12 protein-coding genes and 2 tRNA genes are annotated in these 15,423 nt (G+C 64.8%); 5 read left to right on the top strand and 9 right to left on the bottom strand.

Translation table 11 applies throughout. The annotated features are described in order from the left end of the window. Positions 1–93: 93 nt before the first annotated feature. Together tsf and rpsB are read right to left on the bottom strand one after the other, a co-directional pair. Positions 94–1,017, bottom strand: coding sequence for a translation elongation factor Ts (gene tsf, locus ACSFBL_RS15335; RefSeq protein ID WP_435516644.1), 924 nt, complete (start codon positions 1,015–1,017; stop codon positions 94–96). A 112-nt stretch (positions 1,018–1,129) separates the two neighbouring features. Then, positions 1,130–1,885, bottom strand: coding sequence for a 30S ribosomal protein S2 (rpsB, locus tag ACSFBL_RS15340; protein WP_435516645.1), 756 nt, complete (start codon positions 1,883–1,885; stop codon positions 1,130–1,132). 193 nt (positions 1,886–2,078) lie between these two features. Between rpsB and ACSFBL_RS15345 the strand changes: the two genes are divergently transcribed. From ACSFBL_RS15345 to ACSFBL_RS15355, 3 genes are read left to right on the top strand one after another with little or no spacing between them, the layout of a single operon-like run. Further along, on the top strand, positions 2,079–3,407 hold the full coding sequence (locus ACSFBL_RS15345) for an amidase (protein ID WP_435516646.1): 1,329 nt from the start codon (positions 2,079–2,081) through the stop codon (positions 3,405–3,407). Positions 3,408–3,461: 54 nt separating this feature from the next. Beyond that, the gene (locus tag ACSFBL_RS15350) at positions 3,462–4,718 is read left to right on the top strand and encodes a D-amino acid dehydrogenase (RefSeq protein WP_435516647.1); all 1,257 of its coding nucleotides are present in this window, start codon (positions 3,462–3,464) and stop codon (positions 4,716–4,718) included. Positions 4,719–4,737: 19 nt separating this feature from the next. Beyond that, the gene (locus ACSFBL_RS15355; protein ID WP_435516946.1) at positions 4,738–6,216 is read left to right on the top strand and encodes an NAD(P)H-hydrate dehydratase; all 1,479 of its coding nucleotides are present in this window, start codon (positions 4,738–4,740) and stop codon (positions 6,214–6,216) included. 7 nt (positions 6,217–6,223) lie between these two features. Here the strand turns inward: ACSFBL_RS15355 and ACSFBL_RS15360 are convergent, their stop codons facing one another. Next, positions 6,224–6,985 (bottom strand): SDR family oxidoreductase, encoded by a 762-nt coding sequence (locus tag ACSFBL_RS15360; RefSeq protein ID WP_435516648.1) that lies wholly within the window; start codon positions 6,983–6,985, stop codon positions 6,224–6,226. A gap of 14 nt (positions 6,986–6,999) precedes the next feature. Next, positions 7,000–9,252, bottom strand: a complete 2,253-nt coding sequence (gene rnr / locus ACSFBL_RS15365) for a ribonuclease R (RefSeq protein ID WP_435516947.1) — start codon at positions 9,250–9,252, stop codon at positions 7,000–7,002. An 84-nt stretch (positions 9,253–9,336) separates the two neighbouring features. On the opposite strand from rnr, the gene ACSFBL_RS15370 reads away from it, so the two are divergent. Next, positions 9,337–9,421: transfer RNA gene (locus ACSFBL_RS15370), tRNA-Leu, on the top strand. 87 nt (positions 9,422–9,508) lie between these two features. On the opposite strand, the gene rimO is transcribed toward ACSFBL_RS15370, so the two are convergent. From rimO to ACSFBL_RS15395, 5 genes are all read right to left on the bottom strand, one after another. Beyond that, the gene (rimO, locus tag ACSFBL_RS15375) at positions 9,509–10,915 is read right to left on the bottom strand and encodes a 30S ribosomal protein S12 methylthiotransferase RimO (RefSeq protein WP_435516649.1); all 1,407 of its coding nucleotides are present in this window, start codon (positions 10,913–10,915) and stop codon (positions 9,509–9,511) included. Positions 10,916–10,955: 40 nt separating this feature from the next. After that, entirely contained in the window at positions 10,956–11,489 is a 534-nt protein-coding gene (gene phaR, locus ACSFBL_RS15380; RefSeq protein WP_435516650.1) for a polyhydroxyalkanoate synthesis repressor PhaR, read from the bottom strand. Positions 11,490–11,586: 97 nt separating this feature from the next. Continuing rightward, on the bottom strand, positions 11,587–11,955 hold the full coding sequence (locus tag ACSFBL_RS15385; protein WP_435516651.1) for a hypothetical protein: 369 nt from the start codon (positions 11,953–11,955) through the stop codon (positions 11,587–11,589). A gap of 180 nt (positions 11,956–12,135) precedes the next feature. Next, a tRNA-Val gene (locus ACSFBL_RS15390) sits at positions 12,136–12,212 on the bottom strand. Between the two features lie 49 nt (positions 12,213–12,261). Next, a complete protein-coding gene (locus ACSFBL_RS15395) occupies positions 12,262–14,403 on the bottom strand; it encodes a RelA/SpoT family protein (protein WP_435516948.1) in 2,142 nt (713 codons plus the stop codon). Between the two features lie 249 nt (positions 14,404–14,652). On the opposite strand from ACSFBL_RS15395, the gene ACSFBL_RS15400 reads away from it, so the two are divergent. Then, a complete protein-coding gene (locus tag ACSFBL_RS15400) occupies positions 14,653–15,423 on the top strand; it encodes a 3-hydroxybutyrate dehydrogenase (RefSeq protein WP_435516652.1) in 771 nt (256 codons plus the stop codon).

Raw genomic sequence — 15,423 nt, forward strand, 5'->3', positions numbered from 1 at the left:
GGATCGTTCCTTTGGAGGTTGGCGGGGCGAGTGTAAAACGTGACAGTAAGGAAGCGGCAGCGCACCATGCACCGCCGCTCCGGGCGGCGTGACTTACGCCGCGGCCTTGGCGGCAGCGACTTGCGCTGCCACTTCGGCGGCGAAGTCGTCGACCTTCTTCTCGATGCCTTCGCCGACCACGTAGAGCGTGAAGCCCTTGATGGACGTGTTGGCTGCCTTGAGCATCTGCTCCACGGTCTGCTTGTCGTTCTTCACGAAAGCCTGGTTGTGCAGGGAGACCTCCTTGAGGTACTTCTGCACGCCGCCTTCGATGCGCTTGGCAACGATGTCGGCCGGTTGGGGCTTCTTGCCCTCGGCTTCCGCGGTCTTGCGGTCTTCCTCGGCCTTGCCGGCAGCGACTGCGCGCTCCTTTTCGATCAGGTCCGCGGGCACGTCCGCGCTCGAGATCGCGACCGGCTTCATCGCGGCGATGTGCATGGCGACATCCTTGGCCGACGTGTCGTCGCCCTCGAACTCGACCATCACGCCGATGCGGGTGCCGTGCAGGTACGACGCCAGCTTGCCATTGCCGGCGAAGCGCTTGAAGCGGCGAAAGCTCATGTTCTCGCCGATCTTGCCGACCAGCCCCTTGCGCACGTCCTCGAGCGTGGGGCCGAAACCGTCCTGCTCATAGGCCAGGGCGCCGAGTGCGGCGAGGTCTGCGGGATTGTGCTTGGCAACCAGCATGGCGGCGGCGTTCGCCATCGCGAGGAAACTGTCGTTCTTGGTGACGAAGTCGGTTTCGCAGTTGATTTCGATCATCGCGCCGGCGTCGCCTTCGACGAAGGCCGTGACAACACCTTCCGCCGTGATTCGACCGGAAGCCTTGCCAGCCTTGTTGCCCAGCTTGATGCGCAGCAACTCTTCAGCCTTGTCCATGTTGCCGTCGGCCTCGGTCAGAGCCTTCTTGCATTCCATCATCGGGGCGTCGGTCTTTGCGCGCAGTTCGCCGACCATGCTTGCGGTGATTGTTGCCATGTATGTTCTCCGTTCGGTTTGTCAGTTGCGGCGCCCCGCACCGGGCGCCACGAAAATCAGATTAAAAAAAAGGGGCAACAAAGCCCCTTCTTCAGGCTCGTTGGAGCACGAATCAGGCGGAAGCGCCCTCTTCGACCTCGACGAACTCATCGGAATTGCCTTCGGACACGGCCTTTACCACGTCGCTCACTGCGCTGGAGCGACCTTCGATGATCGCGTCGGCGATACCGCGGGCGTACAGCGTGACAGCCTTTGACGAGTCGTCGTTGCCGGGGATCACGTAGTCGATGCCTTCGGGCGAGTGGTTGGAGTCAACCACGCCGATCAGCGGAATGCCCAGCTTCTTGGCTTCGGCAACGGCGATCTTGTGGAAGCCCACGTCGATCACGAAGATGGCGTCGGGCAAAGCGGTCATGTCCTGGATGCCGCCGATGTCCTTTTCGAGCTTCTCGATTTCGCGCGTGAACGTGAGTTGCTCTTTCTTGCTCAGGCTGTCGAGACCGGCTTCCTGCTGGGCCTTCATGTCCTTCAGGCGCTTGATGGAAGTCTTGACGGTCTTGAAGTTGGTCAGCATGCCGCCGAGCCAGCGGGTGTCGACGAAGGGAACGCCGGCACGGCGGGCCTCGGTCGCCACGATTTCGCGGGCCTGGCGCTTGGTGCCGACCATCAGGATCGTGCCGCGATTGGCGGTGAGCTGCTTGGCGTACTTCATCGCGTCCTGGAACATCGGAAGCGACTTTTCCAGGTTGATGATGTGAATCTTGTTGCGATGACCGAAGATGTACGGGGCCATCTTGGGGTTCCAGAAGCGGGTTTGGTGACCGAAGTGGACACCGGCTTCCAGCATTTCGCGCATGGTGGTCGACATAGAGATAACTCCAAAGGTTGGGTCTAAAATCCAGCCCGTTTTGCTTGCCTTCCTTCGCGGGAATGAGGGCTCGCAACACCTTGAATGGGCTGGTTTGCGGATGCGTCTCGCAGCGGGAAAGTGCCCGAGGCGAAACCCAAAGAGTATAGCACGCACCACCCTCTCTTCTCTCACATTCCCACCCACTGAGACCATGCGCCCAGACCTGCACGCCACCCGCCTTTCCCTCTTGGCGGGCACCTCCGATGCGCGCACCGAAATGGAGCATTCCGTCGCAGCGGCCGACTCGACCGCCTGTGACCACGTCTTCACGCGCAAGCTGTTCAATGAGGGTCGCCGCGCCGCTGCCGCAGCGGAGCCCGGGCAGCCTTTCGCCGGCCTGGCCTTCACCGCCAAGGACCTTTTCGATATCGCCGGGCAGCCGACGCCGGCAGGCTCCGTCGTGCTGGCTCATGCCCCCGCGGCCAGGGCCGACGCAGTGGCTGTCGCGCGCCTGCGTGCGGCGGGCGGCGCGTTGCTCGGCCGCACCAACATGACGGAGTTCGCCTTTTCGGGTGTGGGCGTGAATCCTCACCACGGAACGCCAGCGAACCCGAGCGACCCGATCACGCCGCGGATTCCCGGAGGATCGTCTTCGGGCGCCGCCGTGTCGGTCGCCACCGGCGCATCTTTCATCGGGCTTGGCTCCGACACCGGCGGCTCGATCCGGATACCGGCGGCGCTGAACGGCATCGTCGGATTCAAGAACACCGCGCGGCTGGTTCCCACGGAAGGCGCCTTGCCGCTGTCGACCACCCTCGACACCGTCTGCGCCATGACGCGCTCGGTACGCGACGCGATCACGGCGCACGAAGTTCTTGCCGCCCGGCGTGTCACGGCCGGGACTGCACCCCTGGCCGCGTATCGCCTTGCCGTGGTCAAGGATCTGTTCCTGGAGGGCCTCGATCCGGTCGTCGCAGCGGCATTCGACCGCACCTTGAAGACCCTGCGGGATGCCGGTGCGCACATCGAGGAAGTCGGCCTTCCCGAGCTTGCCGACCTGGCATCGATCAACTCGACCGGTGGCTTCTCGGCCGCCGAGGCCTATGCCTGGCACCGATTGCTGATGGAGCGAAGCGGCGCCGGCTACGACCCACGCGTGGCGCAGCGAATCCTCAAGGGCGCGTCGATGAAGGCGCACGAGTACATCGAACTCGGCAACGCCCGTCGGAGTTGGATCGCCCGCATGGAGCGCTCGCTCGCGCCGTTCGACGCCGTCCTGTCGCCGACCGTGCCGATCACCGCGCCCCCGATCGCGAGCGTTGCGCCGGGCGAACAGCGCGACGCGGAATTCTTCCGCGTCAACGCATTGCTGTTGCGCAATCCGTCCGTGATCAACATGCTCGACGGGTGCGCCATATCCATTCCCTGCCATGCGGAGGGCGAGCTCCCCGTCGGCCTCATGCTCTGGCATGCCGCCCTGCACGACGACGCGGTACTGGCTGTCGCGCTTCAGGCCGAGCGGGCATTGCGGGTCCGATAGCGTCTGCTGGGCGCCTCGTACGCGCCGACGAACAAATTTCTAGCAAAGTACCGAATGAAAATAGCGATCGTGGGCGCCGGAATTATCGGCGTCACCACTGCATGGGAGTTGGCCTCGGATGGCCATGAGGTGGTTGTTTTTGAGCGCCGTGGCGCCGCCGCCGAGGAATCGAGTTTTGCCAACGCCGGCGTGGTCGCCCCCGGCTACGTCACCCCCTGGGCCGGCCCGGGCATGCGGGGCAAGGTCCTGCGTTCGCTGCTGTCGACGCATGGCGCCATCAAGCTTCGCTGGCCGCTATCCGTGCGCGACGTCCGCTGGATGGCCAACTGGCAACGGGCCTGCAAGCTCGAAACCTATCTTGCCAACCGCGCGCGCATGCAGCGGCTCGCCTTCTACAGCCGCGCCCGCCTTCATGCGATCACCGAGGCCTGCGAGTTGGAATACGAGCGCAGCGACGGCTACCTCGTCCTGCTGCGATCCAAGCGTGAGAAGAAGCTGGTACAGGCCGGGCTCGACCTGCTGCGTGCAGCGGGAAGCGTTTTCCGGGAGGTCGACGCCGATGAAGCCCGGAAGATCGAGCCCGCGCTCAATGCGGATACACCCCTCGCTGGCGCCATCCATCTGCCGGACGACGAAGTAGCGAATTGCAGGCAGTTCGCCCTGTTGCTCAAATGGGAGGCTGAAGCCCTGGGCGCACAGTTCCACTTCAACTGCGACCTGGCGCCGTTGCGCCGCGCAGCGCCCACCGAGCTGTCGCTGGCTAGGGGTTCCGAGGGCCACCGCTTCGATGCGGTCATTGTGTGCGCGGGGGTCGATTCCGCCCGGTTCATCGAACCCCTGGGGCTGCGCATTCCGCTGGCACCGGTCTACGGCCACTCGATCAGCGCAAGCATCCGCGAGCCCCTCAACGCGCCGCGCAGCGCGGTCATGGATGAGCGATACAAGGTTGCAATCTCCCGGCTGGGGTTGCGCGTTCGAGTGGCGGGCAGCGCCGAACTGGGCGGCTCGCCCGGAACGACGAACCGCGCCTCGCTCCAGACCCTGTACAAGGTGCTGCAGGACTGGTTCCCCGGCGCAGTCACGTTGCAGTCGGGCGTCCAGCAGTGGAAAGGGGCCCGTCCAATGATGCCCGATGGCCCGCCGATCATCGGTCCGAGCGGCGTTCCGGGTGTCTGGCTGAATCTCGGGCACGGTTCCAGCGGATGGGCGCTGTCTTGCGGAAGTGCCCGCGTACTGGCAGATCTCGTCGCCGGGCGCGATGCTGGCGTTGATCTCGAGGGATTGGGCGTCGAGCGATTGCTGCAACACTGACGACCTGGAGTCCACTTCCATGCAACGCATCACATCCAACACTGCCGCCGCTCTCTACGACATCGCGGCCACGCGCCGGATGGAGCAAGCGGCATCGGATGCCCTGGCACCTCACGCCCTCATGCAGCGCGCGGGCCTCGCGGTGGCGAGGCTGGCGATGGCCACGGCCCCGCATGCCCGCACGATCTGGGTGGCCTGCGGCCCCGGAAACAATGGTGGCGATGGCTTCGAAGCGGCGGCCCAACTGCAGCAGAGGGGCTTTGCCCCGGTCGTCACCCGCATCGGGGACGAAAGTCGCCTGCCTGCTGATGCACGCTTGTCGCTGCAGCGCGCGCGAGACGCGGGCGTGCGGTTCTCCGATGTGCCGCCGGAGCACGCCGACCTCGCCATCGATGCCTTGCTCGGTCTTGGCGCCGCACGGCCACCCGACGGCCAGATGATCGAATGGCTGCGGCGCATGCACGCCGGCCGTTCACCCGTCCTGAGCGTCGATATGCCGTCGGGTCTGAATGTCGATACCGGCACCCTGTCTTCAGACTATCTCGGGGCGACCCCGGCGGACAGTGGCATCACTCGCCGCCTGACCCTTACCCTGCTCACCCTCAAGCCAGGCCTTTTCACGGCACAGGGTAGGGATGTTGCGGGCGAGGTCTGGTTCGACGACCTGAGCGTCGTTTCGAGCGCCGAGCGGCCGTCGGCTCGGCTGCAGGGCGCTGCGCCGGCCGCCGCTCGTCGGCAGGCTTCGCACAAGGGGACCTACGGAGACGTTGCCGTGATTGGCGGCGCGCCGGGCATGGCAGGCGCCGCCCTGCTCGCCGCCTCGGCCGCCCTTGGCGCTGGTGCCGGGCGCGTGTTCATTGCACCGCTCGATGCAACCATCACCCCCCTCGACCTGGTGCAGCCGGAGCTGATGTTCCGTCGCCCGGAGGCCCTGGGCCTCGGCGCAATGACGGTCGTATGCGGCTGCGGCGGTGGTTCGGCCGTGCATGAGCTCCTGCCGAAAGTGCTCGAAACCGCCCGCGAACTGGTGCTCGACGCGGACGCGCTCAACGCCATCGCCAACGACGTCGCGCTGCAAGGCTTGCTGACGAAGCGTGCACAGTCGAGCCGCCTCACAGTGCTTACTCCGCATCCTCTGGAAGCGGCCCGTCTGCTGGGAACGACCGCACGCGACATCCAGTGCGACCGACTCGGCGCCGCAAAGAAGCTCGCAGAGCGCTTCGGCGCTGTCGTCGTCCTGAAGGGCTCGGGCACAGTCATTTCCGAGCCGGGCGAAACCCCGGTCATCAATACCAGCGGCAATGCCCGACTGGCCACCGCAGGCACCGGCGACGTCCTCGCCGGGATGGTCGGCGCTGCACTCGCTGCAGGCAGCCCCGCCCTGGCCGCCGCCTCCGAAGCCGTCTGGCGGCACGGAGACCTCGCCGATCGGTGGCCGACCCACATCCCCCTCACGGCTGGCGCGCTGGCGCGTGGGCTGCCTGCGTCGCCGTACTGATCGAGCGCTAGCCGCGCCCGACGAAGGGCATCTTCGTCGCCATCACCGTGTGGAAAAGCACATTGGCTTCCAGCGGCAGGCTGGCCATGTAGAGAACGGATTGGCCGACGATGGACACATCCATCACGGGCTCGATCGCGATCTCCCCGTTGGCCTGCGGTACGCCCTTCGCCATGCGCGCGGCGAGTTCGGTCAGCGCATTGCCGACGTCGATCTGGCCCACCGCGATGTCGTACTTGCGTCCGTCGAGCGACGCTGTCTTGGTGAGCCCTTCGACCGCGTGTTTCGTCGCCGTGTAAGCGATCGAGTTCGGCCGCGGTGCAGTGGCGGAAATCGATCCGTTGTTGATGATGCGGCCGCCCTGCGGCGTCTGGGCCTTCATCGTACGGAACGCTTGCTGAATGCAATAGAACATGCCGCTCAGGTTGATGTCGACGACGCCGCGCCACTGCTCGGGCGTCCATTCTTCGAACGGACCGGGCGGATTTCCGACACCCGCGTTGTTGAAGAGCAGGTCCACGCGACCGAAGCGCTCGACCGCCGCGGCGAAAAGCGCCTGTACCGACGCCGGATTCGCGACATCGGTGGGCACTGCGAAGACGCGCGACCCAGCGCCCGATTCCTCGGCCACCTGCTCCAGCGGCTCCAATCGACGCCCGGCCAGCACCACGCTCCAGCCATCGCCAAGCAGCGCCAGCGCGGCGGAACGGCCAATGCCGGAGCCTGCGCCCGTGACGATCGCGATGCGGGTTTTCTTCTCAACGCTCATTCGAATCTCCTTTTTCAACGGCGCGGCTTGCGCCCTTTCATCTTGTTGGCGGCCTTCTTGACGGCAGTCCTGAAGGCCTGCATCGCCGATTGTGGCGCCCCCGCAGCGGCACGGTCGCCCCGCTCGACCGCAGCCTCCGGCTTGTTTCGCGCACTGCGCTTGGCCGATGCCTTGGCAGGAACGCCCGTCGGTGCGACGCCCTTGTCCTTCATGGCACGGGCGCTCAATTCCTCGCCTTCGCGCACGAGCCGGAAGTCGATCTTGCGGCCATCCAGGTCGACGCGGCTCACCTGCACCCGCACCCGTGTTCCGATGGCGTAGCGAATGCCGGTGCGCTCTCCACGCAGTTCCTGGCGCTGCTCGTCGAACTTGAAATACTCGCCGCCGAGTTCGGTGATGTGGACCAGGCCTTCGACGTACATCGCGTCGAGGGTGACGAAGATCCCGAAGGTGGTTGCCGCGGTAACGACGCCGCCGTATTCCTCGCCGAGATGCTCGCGCATGTACTTGCACTTGAGCCATGCCTCGACATCGCGGCTGGCCTCGTCGGCGCGCCGCTCGTTGGCGCTGCAATGCAGGCCGGCGGCTTCCCACGCCAGGACTTCCTTGCTCGGCGCGACGGTCGCCTTCTGCGGCTTGGACGTTGGCGACTTCACGCGGGACGCCAACCGCTTCGCCAGCTTGGCGTGCGCCTCGCCGGGTGTCGGGAGCATCGGCAGCTGGTACTTGGTCCGGCCCAGGATGGCCTTGATCACGCGATGCACCAGCAGGTCGGGATAGCGTCGGATCGGACTCGTGAAGTGCGTGTAGGCCTCGTAGGCCAGGCCGAAGTGGCCGCTGTTGATTGGCGTGTAGATCGCCTGTTGCATCGAGCGCAGCAGCATGGTGTGGATCTGCTGCGCGTCGGGACGCTCCTTCGTCGCATCGGCGATGGCCTGGAACTCGCCCGGCTTCGGATCGTCCGTGATCGACAGGCCGACGCCCATCGCCTTCAGGTAGCCCCTGAGGATCTCCTTCTTCTCGGGGGTCGGGCCTTCGTGCACGCGATACAGGCCGGGATGCTTGCCCTCGGCGATGAAGTCCGCGCTGCAGACGTTGGCCGCGAGCATCGCTTCCTCAATCAGGCGGTGCGCCTCGTTGCGAGTGCGCGGCACGATCTTCTCGATGCGGCCCGCGTCGTCGCAGATGATCTGCGTCTCCGTGGTCTCGAAGTCAACTGCGCCACGCTTCGAACGCTGCTTGAGCAGCGCGCGATAGACGTCGGCGAGGTTCAGCAAGTCCTTGACGCGGTCCTTGCGCTTTTGCGCTTCCGGGCCGCGCGTGTTGCCGAGAATGGCCGCCACTTCGGTGTACGTGAAGCGCGCATGGCTCCACATGACCGCCGGATAGAACTGGTATGCGTAGATTTCGCCGTCGGCCGCCACCAGCATGTCGCACACCATGCACAGGCGTTCGACTTCGGGGTTGAGCGAGCACAGGCCGTTCGACAGCTTCTCGGGCAGCATCGGGATCACGCGCCGCGGGAAGTACACGCTGGTTGCGCGATCGTAGGCGTCGATGTCGATGGCCGAACCCGTCTGCACGTACGCGCTGACGTCGGCGATCGCGACCAGCAGGCGCCAGCCCTTGCCACGGCCCACCTTCGCGGGCTCGCAGTACACGGCATCGTCAAAGTCGCGCGCGTCCTCGCCGTCGATGGTGACCAGCGGGATGTCCGTGAGGTCGATGCGGCCCTTCTTGTCGGCGGGGCGAACCTTGTCGGGCAACGCTTTCGCCTCGGCGAGGCACGCTTCGGAGAACTCGTGCGGGACCCCATATTTGCGTACCGCGATCTCGATCTCCATGCCCGGATCGTCGATCTCGCCGAGCACTTCCTTCACACGTCCCACCGGCTGGCCGAACAACGCAGGCGGCTCGGTCAGTTGCACGACGACGACCTGGCCGACCTTGGCGGTGCCGGTCGCGCCCTTGGGTATCAGAACATCTTGGCCGTAGCGCTTGTCCTCGGGTGCCACCAGCCATACGCCGCCTTCATGAAGGAGCCGGCCGATGATCGGCTGCTCGGGCCGTTCGACGATCTCGACCACTCGGCCCTCAGGGCGACCGCGACGGTCCTGCCGCACCACACGCGCCTTGACGCGGTCCTTGTGCAACACCGCGCGCATCTCGTTCGGGGGCAGATAGATGTCGGCTTCGCCGTCGTCGCGCTGCACGAAACCGTGCCCGTCGCGATGTCCTTGGACCGTGCCTTCAACTTCATCCAGCAGGCCGCTGGGATGTCCTATATTTTTGATGATATGATCTCTTTCTTTCCTGAAATTCAAAACATAACTGCTTCGGCAGGTATGTGGGCCCAGATGGCGGAATTGGTAGACGCACTAGTTTCAGGTACTAGCGAGTAACATCGTGGAGGTTCGAGTCCTCTTCTGGGCACCAAGTTTAAATACACCCGTTCAGGGTCTCCAGATTCAAGCCACCGGTCTCCGGTGGCTTTTTTCTTGGCCGTCTGATTTGCCTGCGGCATCAAACGGGCAACGCGATCAGGTCGTGCCCCTCCGCACCGACGATGCGAGCGCGCGTGAACTCACCGACCTTCAGCGTCTTGCTGATTTTCTCCGGCGGCAGCAGACGGACGATTCCGTCGATCTCCGGCGCGTCGGCATAAGTCCGGCCGACACCACCCTTGCGCCCCATGCCCGGCGCCGAATCCACCAGCACCTGCATCGTCGCGCCAATGCGCTGGCGCAGCTTGGCGATTGACACGGCTTCCGCTACCTCCATGAAGCGCGCACGCCGTGCTTCGCGCTCGGCCTCCGGCAGCATGCCGGGAATGTCGTTCGCGGCAGCGCCCTGCACCGGGCTGTAGGCGAAGCAGCCTGCGCGGTCGATTTCCGCCTCGCGGATGAACGCCAGGAGATGTTCGAATTCCTCTTCGGTCTCACCGGGGAAGCCAGCAATGAAAGTGCTGCGAATCACCAGTTCAGGGCACACCTCTCTCCAGCGCGCAATGCGCTCCAGGTTCTTCTCGCCGCTGGCTGGACGCTTCATGCGCCGGAGCACATCGGGATGGCTGTGCTGCAGCGGCACATCGAGATAAGGCAGCACCTGGCCGCTCGCCATCAACGGAATGACTTCGTCCACGCTCGGATAGGGGTACACGTAGTGCAGGCGCACCCACGCGCCGTACGGCTCGGCGATTTCGCCCAGCGTGCGCACGAGTTCGAGCATGCGGGTCTTGACGGGTTTGCCGTCCCAGAATCCGGTGCGGTACTTCACGTCGACCCCATAGGCTGAGGTGTCCTGGCTGATGACCAGGAGTTCCTTCACCCCGCCTTCGAACAGCGCCTTGGCTTCCGACAGCACGTCGCCGACCGGGCGCGACACGAGGTCACCGCGCATCGACGGGATGATGCAGAAGGTGCAGCGGTGATTGCAGCCCTCGCTGATCTTCAGGTAAGCGTAGTGACGCGGCGTGAGCTTCAGGCCGGCGATACCGAAGGCCTGGGGCACCAGGTCGATGAAGGGATCGTGCGGCTTGGGGAGATTTGCGTGGACCGCATCCATGACTTCCTGGGTCGCGTGCGGCCCGGTGACGGCGAGCACGCTGGGGTGCATCTGCCGGACCAGGTTACCGCCTTCGTCGCCCGTCTTGGCTCCGAGGCATCCGGTCACGATCACGCGCCCGTTGCCCGCAAGGGCTTCTCCGATCGTGTCGAGGCTTTCCTTGACGGCATCGTCGATGAAGCCGCAGGTGTTCACGATCACGAGATCGGCGCCCTCGAAAGTCTTCGAGGTTTCGTAGCCCTCGGCGCTCAGCTGGGTCAGGATCAGTTCGGAATCGGTCAAAGCCTTGGGACAGCCCAGGCTCACAAAGCCGACTTTGGGGGCTGCCGGCGTGGCAATTCGTTCAGGGGAGGCAACTTCGCTCATATCCCCCTATTGTCCCAGCTATCGGCCACCAGGCCTCATTTCAGGGACGCTTGATACCGAAAGCACCCAGAACCTGCTCGGTATTCTTCTGCATCTGCTCCTGCATCTGCAGGAAGACGTTCTTGGACTGCTCGACGTAGTTGCCCATCAACCCTTGAAGCATCGGGGACTGCATGGTCATGAACTTCGACCACATCTCCGGCGTGATGCCTTCCGCCTTTTCGGCGAGCTGCGCCTGCACCTCGGCCATCGCCTGGATGTTCTTCTCGAGATAGGGGCCCATGTAGCTCTGCATCGTCTGGCCGTAGAAGCGGATGATGCTGGCCAGAACCTGTTCCGTGAACATCGGCGCCCCTCCGGCTTCCTCTTCGAGGATGACCTGGAGCAGGATGCTGCGCGTCAGGTCGTCGCCGCTCTTGGCATCCCGGACGACGAACGACGCCTTGTTCATGACGAGTTGCTTCACCTCGGCAAGGGTGATGTAGCTGGAGGTTTCCGTGTCGTAGAGCCTTCGGTTCGGATACTTCTTGATCACCCGCTGGACCGGCTTCTCGCCGGACTTCTTGCTCTGCACTAGGGACTCCTTGAGGTTTCACACCATGACGCGCGAGCAATTCTAGGGAGCGGTTTTGTTACACCGCGCCAAGGTTTACCCTGACCGCCGGAGCGCCTCAGTCCAGCGATGTCGCGTACTCGGCGCCGCAGACCTTGCACGCGCCGGTTTCGGGGCGTTCGCCGGTCGCTTCCCGATATTGCAGGGGGCTCTTGATCCCGTTGAAGACCCAGCAGCGGGGGCAGTGCTCCTGCCCCGCCAGCGGCAGGTAGGCCCGCGCCCTTTGCTCGGCACGTTCGCGGGTGACGGGAGAACCCTGGCGTTCGGCGCGCGCCACGTCTTCGGCCGCCATGGTCCCGGCCCGGCCATTCGCGCGGTCGTTGAGCCCGTAGACCACGCGCGCGAATTCGAGGGGCGCCTGTCGCACCAGCGCTGCGATGCGAAGTTCTTCCAGCGTCGGATCGATCTCGGCTGCAGGAGTGTTCATCGGTTCCCTGAGACAGATGATGGGCTTGACGAGTGGTCAAGGTACCACAAGTGGAGGCCGACTTGCCAGTCGCCGAATGCCATAGTTCCAGCGGGGGAGCTATGACGCAAAACTGAGGCTTTGGGGAGATACTGATCCGACGGGGGTCCGGTGGTTAAGCGGACGCTGGATCAGGAAAATTGGTAGGCGCGATTGGACTCGAACCAACGACCCCCACCATGTCAAGGTGGTGCTCTAACCAGCTGAGCTACGCGCCTAAGGATGTGTCCGAGAAGCAGCTATTGTAGCAGGCTGCGAGACCGCTTTTCAGCGACGTCGCGCAGAACGCACACCGGTCACCGCTGCGACCACTGCGAGCACCTGCTTGAGGCGCGTTGCGTCGGCGATCTCGACGGTAAAAGTCATCCACGCGGTGCCCTTCACCGACTGCGTCTGGACGCCGATCACATTCATCTTCTCGCGCGCGAACACGTCGGAGATGTCGCGCAGCAGCCCCTGCCTGTCCGCCGCCTCGACGGCGACGTCAACCGCATAGACCGAGCCGGTCTCGCCCTTCTGCGAGCCCCACTCGACATCGATGACGCGCTCGGCGTCGCGGCTCGCCATCATGCGGAAGTTGCTGCAGTCCGAGCGATGGATGCTCACGCCGTGGCCCTTGGTCACGAATCCGCGAATGGCGTCCGGTGGCGCAGGCTTGCAACACTTGGCGAGTTGCGTCATCAGCGAGGAGACGCCCACCACCAATACACCGCCCCGCCCCGACTGCTCGCTGCCGCGTGCCTTCTTGATGATGACGCCGTCGTCCGGCCCGGGCACTGGCTCGGGCGGGCGCAGCAGCATCTCGATGTTCCGCAGCGAGAACTCGTCCTTGCCCACCACTTCGAACAGGTTGTCCGCCGACTTGAAGCCGAGCTTGGACGCGAGGTCTTCGAGTTTCAGCGCCGTCTTGCCCTCGCGCTGAAGCAGCTTCTCGACTGCCTCGCGGCCGCGCGCCACCGTCTCGTGCGTGATCTGGGCGTTGAACCAGGCCCGCACCTTGGCGCGCGCCCGGTGGCTGGCGAGGTAGCCCAGTTCCGCATTGAGCCAGTCGCGCGAGGGGCCGCCTTCCTTGGCAGCGATGATTTCGACGGTCTGCCCGTTCTGCAGCGGCGTGTTGAGCGGCACCATCGCACCGTCGACCCGTGCGCCGCGGCAACGGTGGCCGAGGCTGGTGTGCACCGTGTAGGCGAAGTCCACCGCTGTGGCGCCTTGGGGCAGTTCGACGATCGCCGCGTCCGGCGTCAGCACATAGATGCGGTCATCGAAAAGTCCCTGCCCCTGCTGGCCGCCCGACAGGTCACGTTCCCACGCCAACAGTTGACGCAGCACCGCGATCTTGGCGTCGTACTCGCCCGTCGCCCACACGCCTGCGTAGCCCTTGTGGCCCGCTTCCTTGTAGGCCCAATGGGCGGCCACGCCATGCTCGGCGTGGTCGTGCATTTCCTCGGTGCGGATCTGGATCTCGATCGGCTTGCCGGCGTGCCCGGCGACCACTTCGCGCACCACCGTGTGGAGCGACTGGTAGCCGTTGGGCTTTGGCCGGGCGATGTAGTCGTCGAACTCCTCGTCGATCGGCTGGAAATGCGAATGCACCCACGCAAGCGCCGCATAGCAGTCCTTGACGTCGGCTACCACCACCCGCAACGCCATGATGTCGAACACCTGCGCGAAGTCGAGCGACTTGCCCCGCATCTTCTTGACGATGCTGTAGATGTTCTTCGGCCGTCCTTGTACCGTGGCCTTGATGCCTTCGCCCGCAAGCTCGCGCTCGAGGCGCGCGCGCAGTTGCTCGACATAACCTTCGCGCTCGATGCGTTTCTCGTCGAGGAGACGTGCGATGAGCTTGTAGGTCTCCGGCTCGAGGAAGCGGAACGAGAGGTCCTCGATCTCCCACTTGACCTGCCAGATGCCCAAGCGGTTCGCGAGCGGCGCGAACACCTGCAGCGACTCACGCGCGACGTTCTCGGGCACCGGCCGCTTGCTCGCTGCCGCATGGCGCAGCGTCTGCAGCCGCGAAGCCAGCCGCAGCATCACAACGCGCAGGTCGCGCGAGAACGCGAGCAGCATCTTGCGCACGTTCTCGGTCTGCGTGCCGGCACCGTCCGCCAATTGCGTATGCGCAGTCGCCGAGCGTGCCTGCTTCTGCACATGCACCAGCTTGGTGGTCTCGACCGCCAGCGCAGCGAAGTTGTCGCCGAACACCTTGGCGATCACTTCCAGCGGCCGGTTCAGGTGCTGGCACGAATAGACGAGATAGCTGGCGGCCTGCATCGCCTCCGAGCCGCCCATGGAGGCGACGATCGCGGCAACCGCGTCGGCATGCGCGAGCGTGTTCTCGCCCGTGTCGAGCACTTCGTCGGCAATCAGCGGCTCGGCGAAGGCGCGTGCGCGCGCGAGCATGTTCTCCATGACAGGCGTGCGCTCGGCTGTCGCCGCCGACAAGGGATAGTCGACCACGAGCGGTTCCGACGAGGAAGGCACGTGCAGGTTGGTCTGTTCGCGCTTCACTGGATCGGACGCCGGATGGAAGACCGCCACCCTGACTGTTTGCATGCCTCGCGAGGGGCGTTCTGAAAGGCAAGCTCGGTCATGGAAAAAGCGCGGTCTCGATGAAGATAATTCTCTCGTTGCATCCTAATTCATTCGGAGACTGTCATCATGCTCAAAGGCAAAACCGCGCTTGTCACGGGGTCCACCAGCGGGATCGGGCTGGGTATCGCGAAGGCGCTCGCACAACAAGGCGCAAGCATCGTTCTTAATGGTTTCGGCGATGTGGAGGGCGCGAAGGCCGAAGTTACGGCGTTCGATGTCGCGGTGGATTACCACGGCGCCGACATGAGCAAGCCGGCGGAGATCGAGGACATGATGAAGTTCGCGGCCTCGCGCTTCGGGCGCGTCGACGTGCTCGTGAACAACGCCGGCATCCAGCACGTCGCGAACGTCGAGGACTTCCCGGTGGAGCGCTGGGACGCGGTGATCGCCATCAACCTCAGCAGCGCGTTCCATACGGCGCGGCTCGCCATTCCGGCGATGCGCGAAGCCAACTGGGGGCGCGTCATCAATATCGCCTCAGCGCACGGACTCGTGGCGTCGGCGCAGAAGTCCGCGTATGTCGCGGCCAAGCACGGCATCGTCGGCTTCACCAAGGCGCTGGCGCTCGAAACCGCGACCACCGGGATCACGAGCAACGCGATCTGCCCCGGTTGGGTGCTGACGCCCCTGGTGCAGAAGCAGATCGACGCCCGCTCCGAGCGAGAAGGCATTTCTCTCGCGCAGGCCCAGAAAGATCTGCTTGGCGAGAAGCAGCCCTCGCTCCAGTTCACGACGGTGGAACAGCTCGGCGGCCTCGCGGTGTTCCTGTGCTCTCCCGCCGCGGACCAGGTCCGCGGCGTGGCATGGCAGGTCGACGGCGGCTGGACCGCCCAGTAG

The organism is Variovorax glacialis (assembly GCF_051216375.1).
In the GTDB taxonomy this organism is placed as follows: domain Bacteria; phylum Pseudomonadota; class Gammaproteobacteria; order Burkholderiales; family Burkholderiaceae_C; genus Variovorax.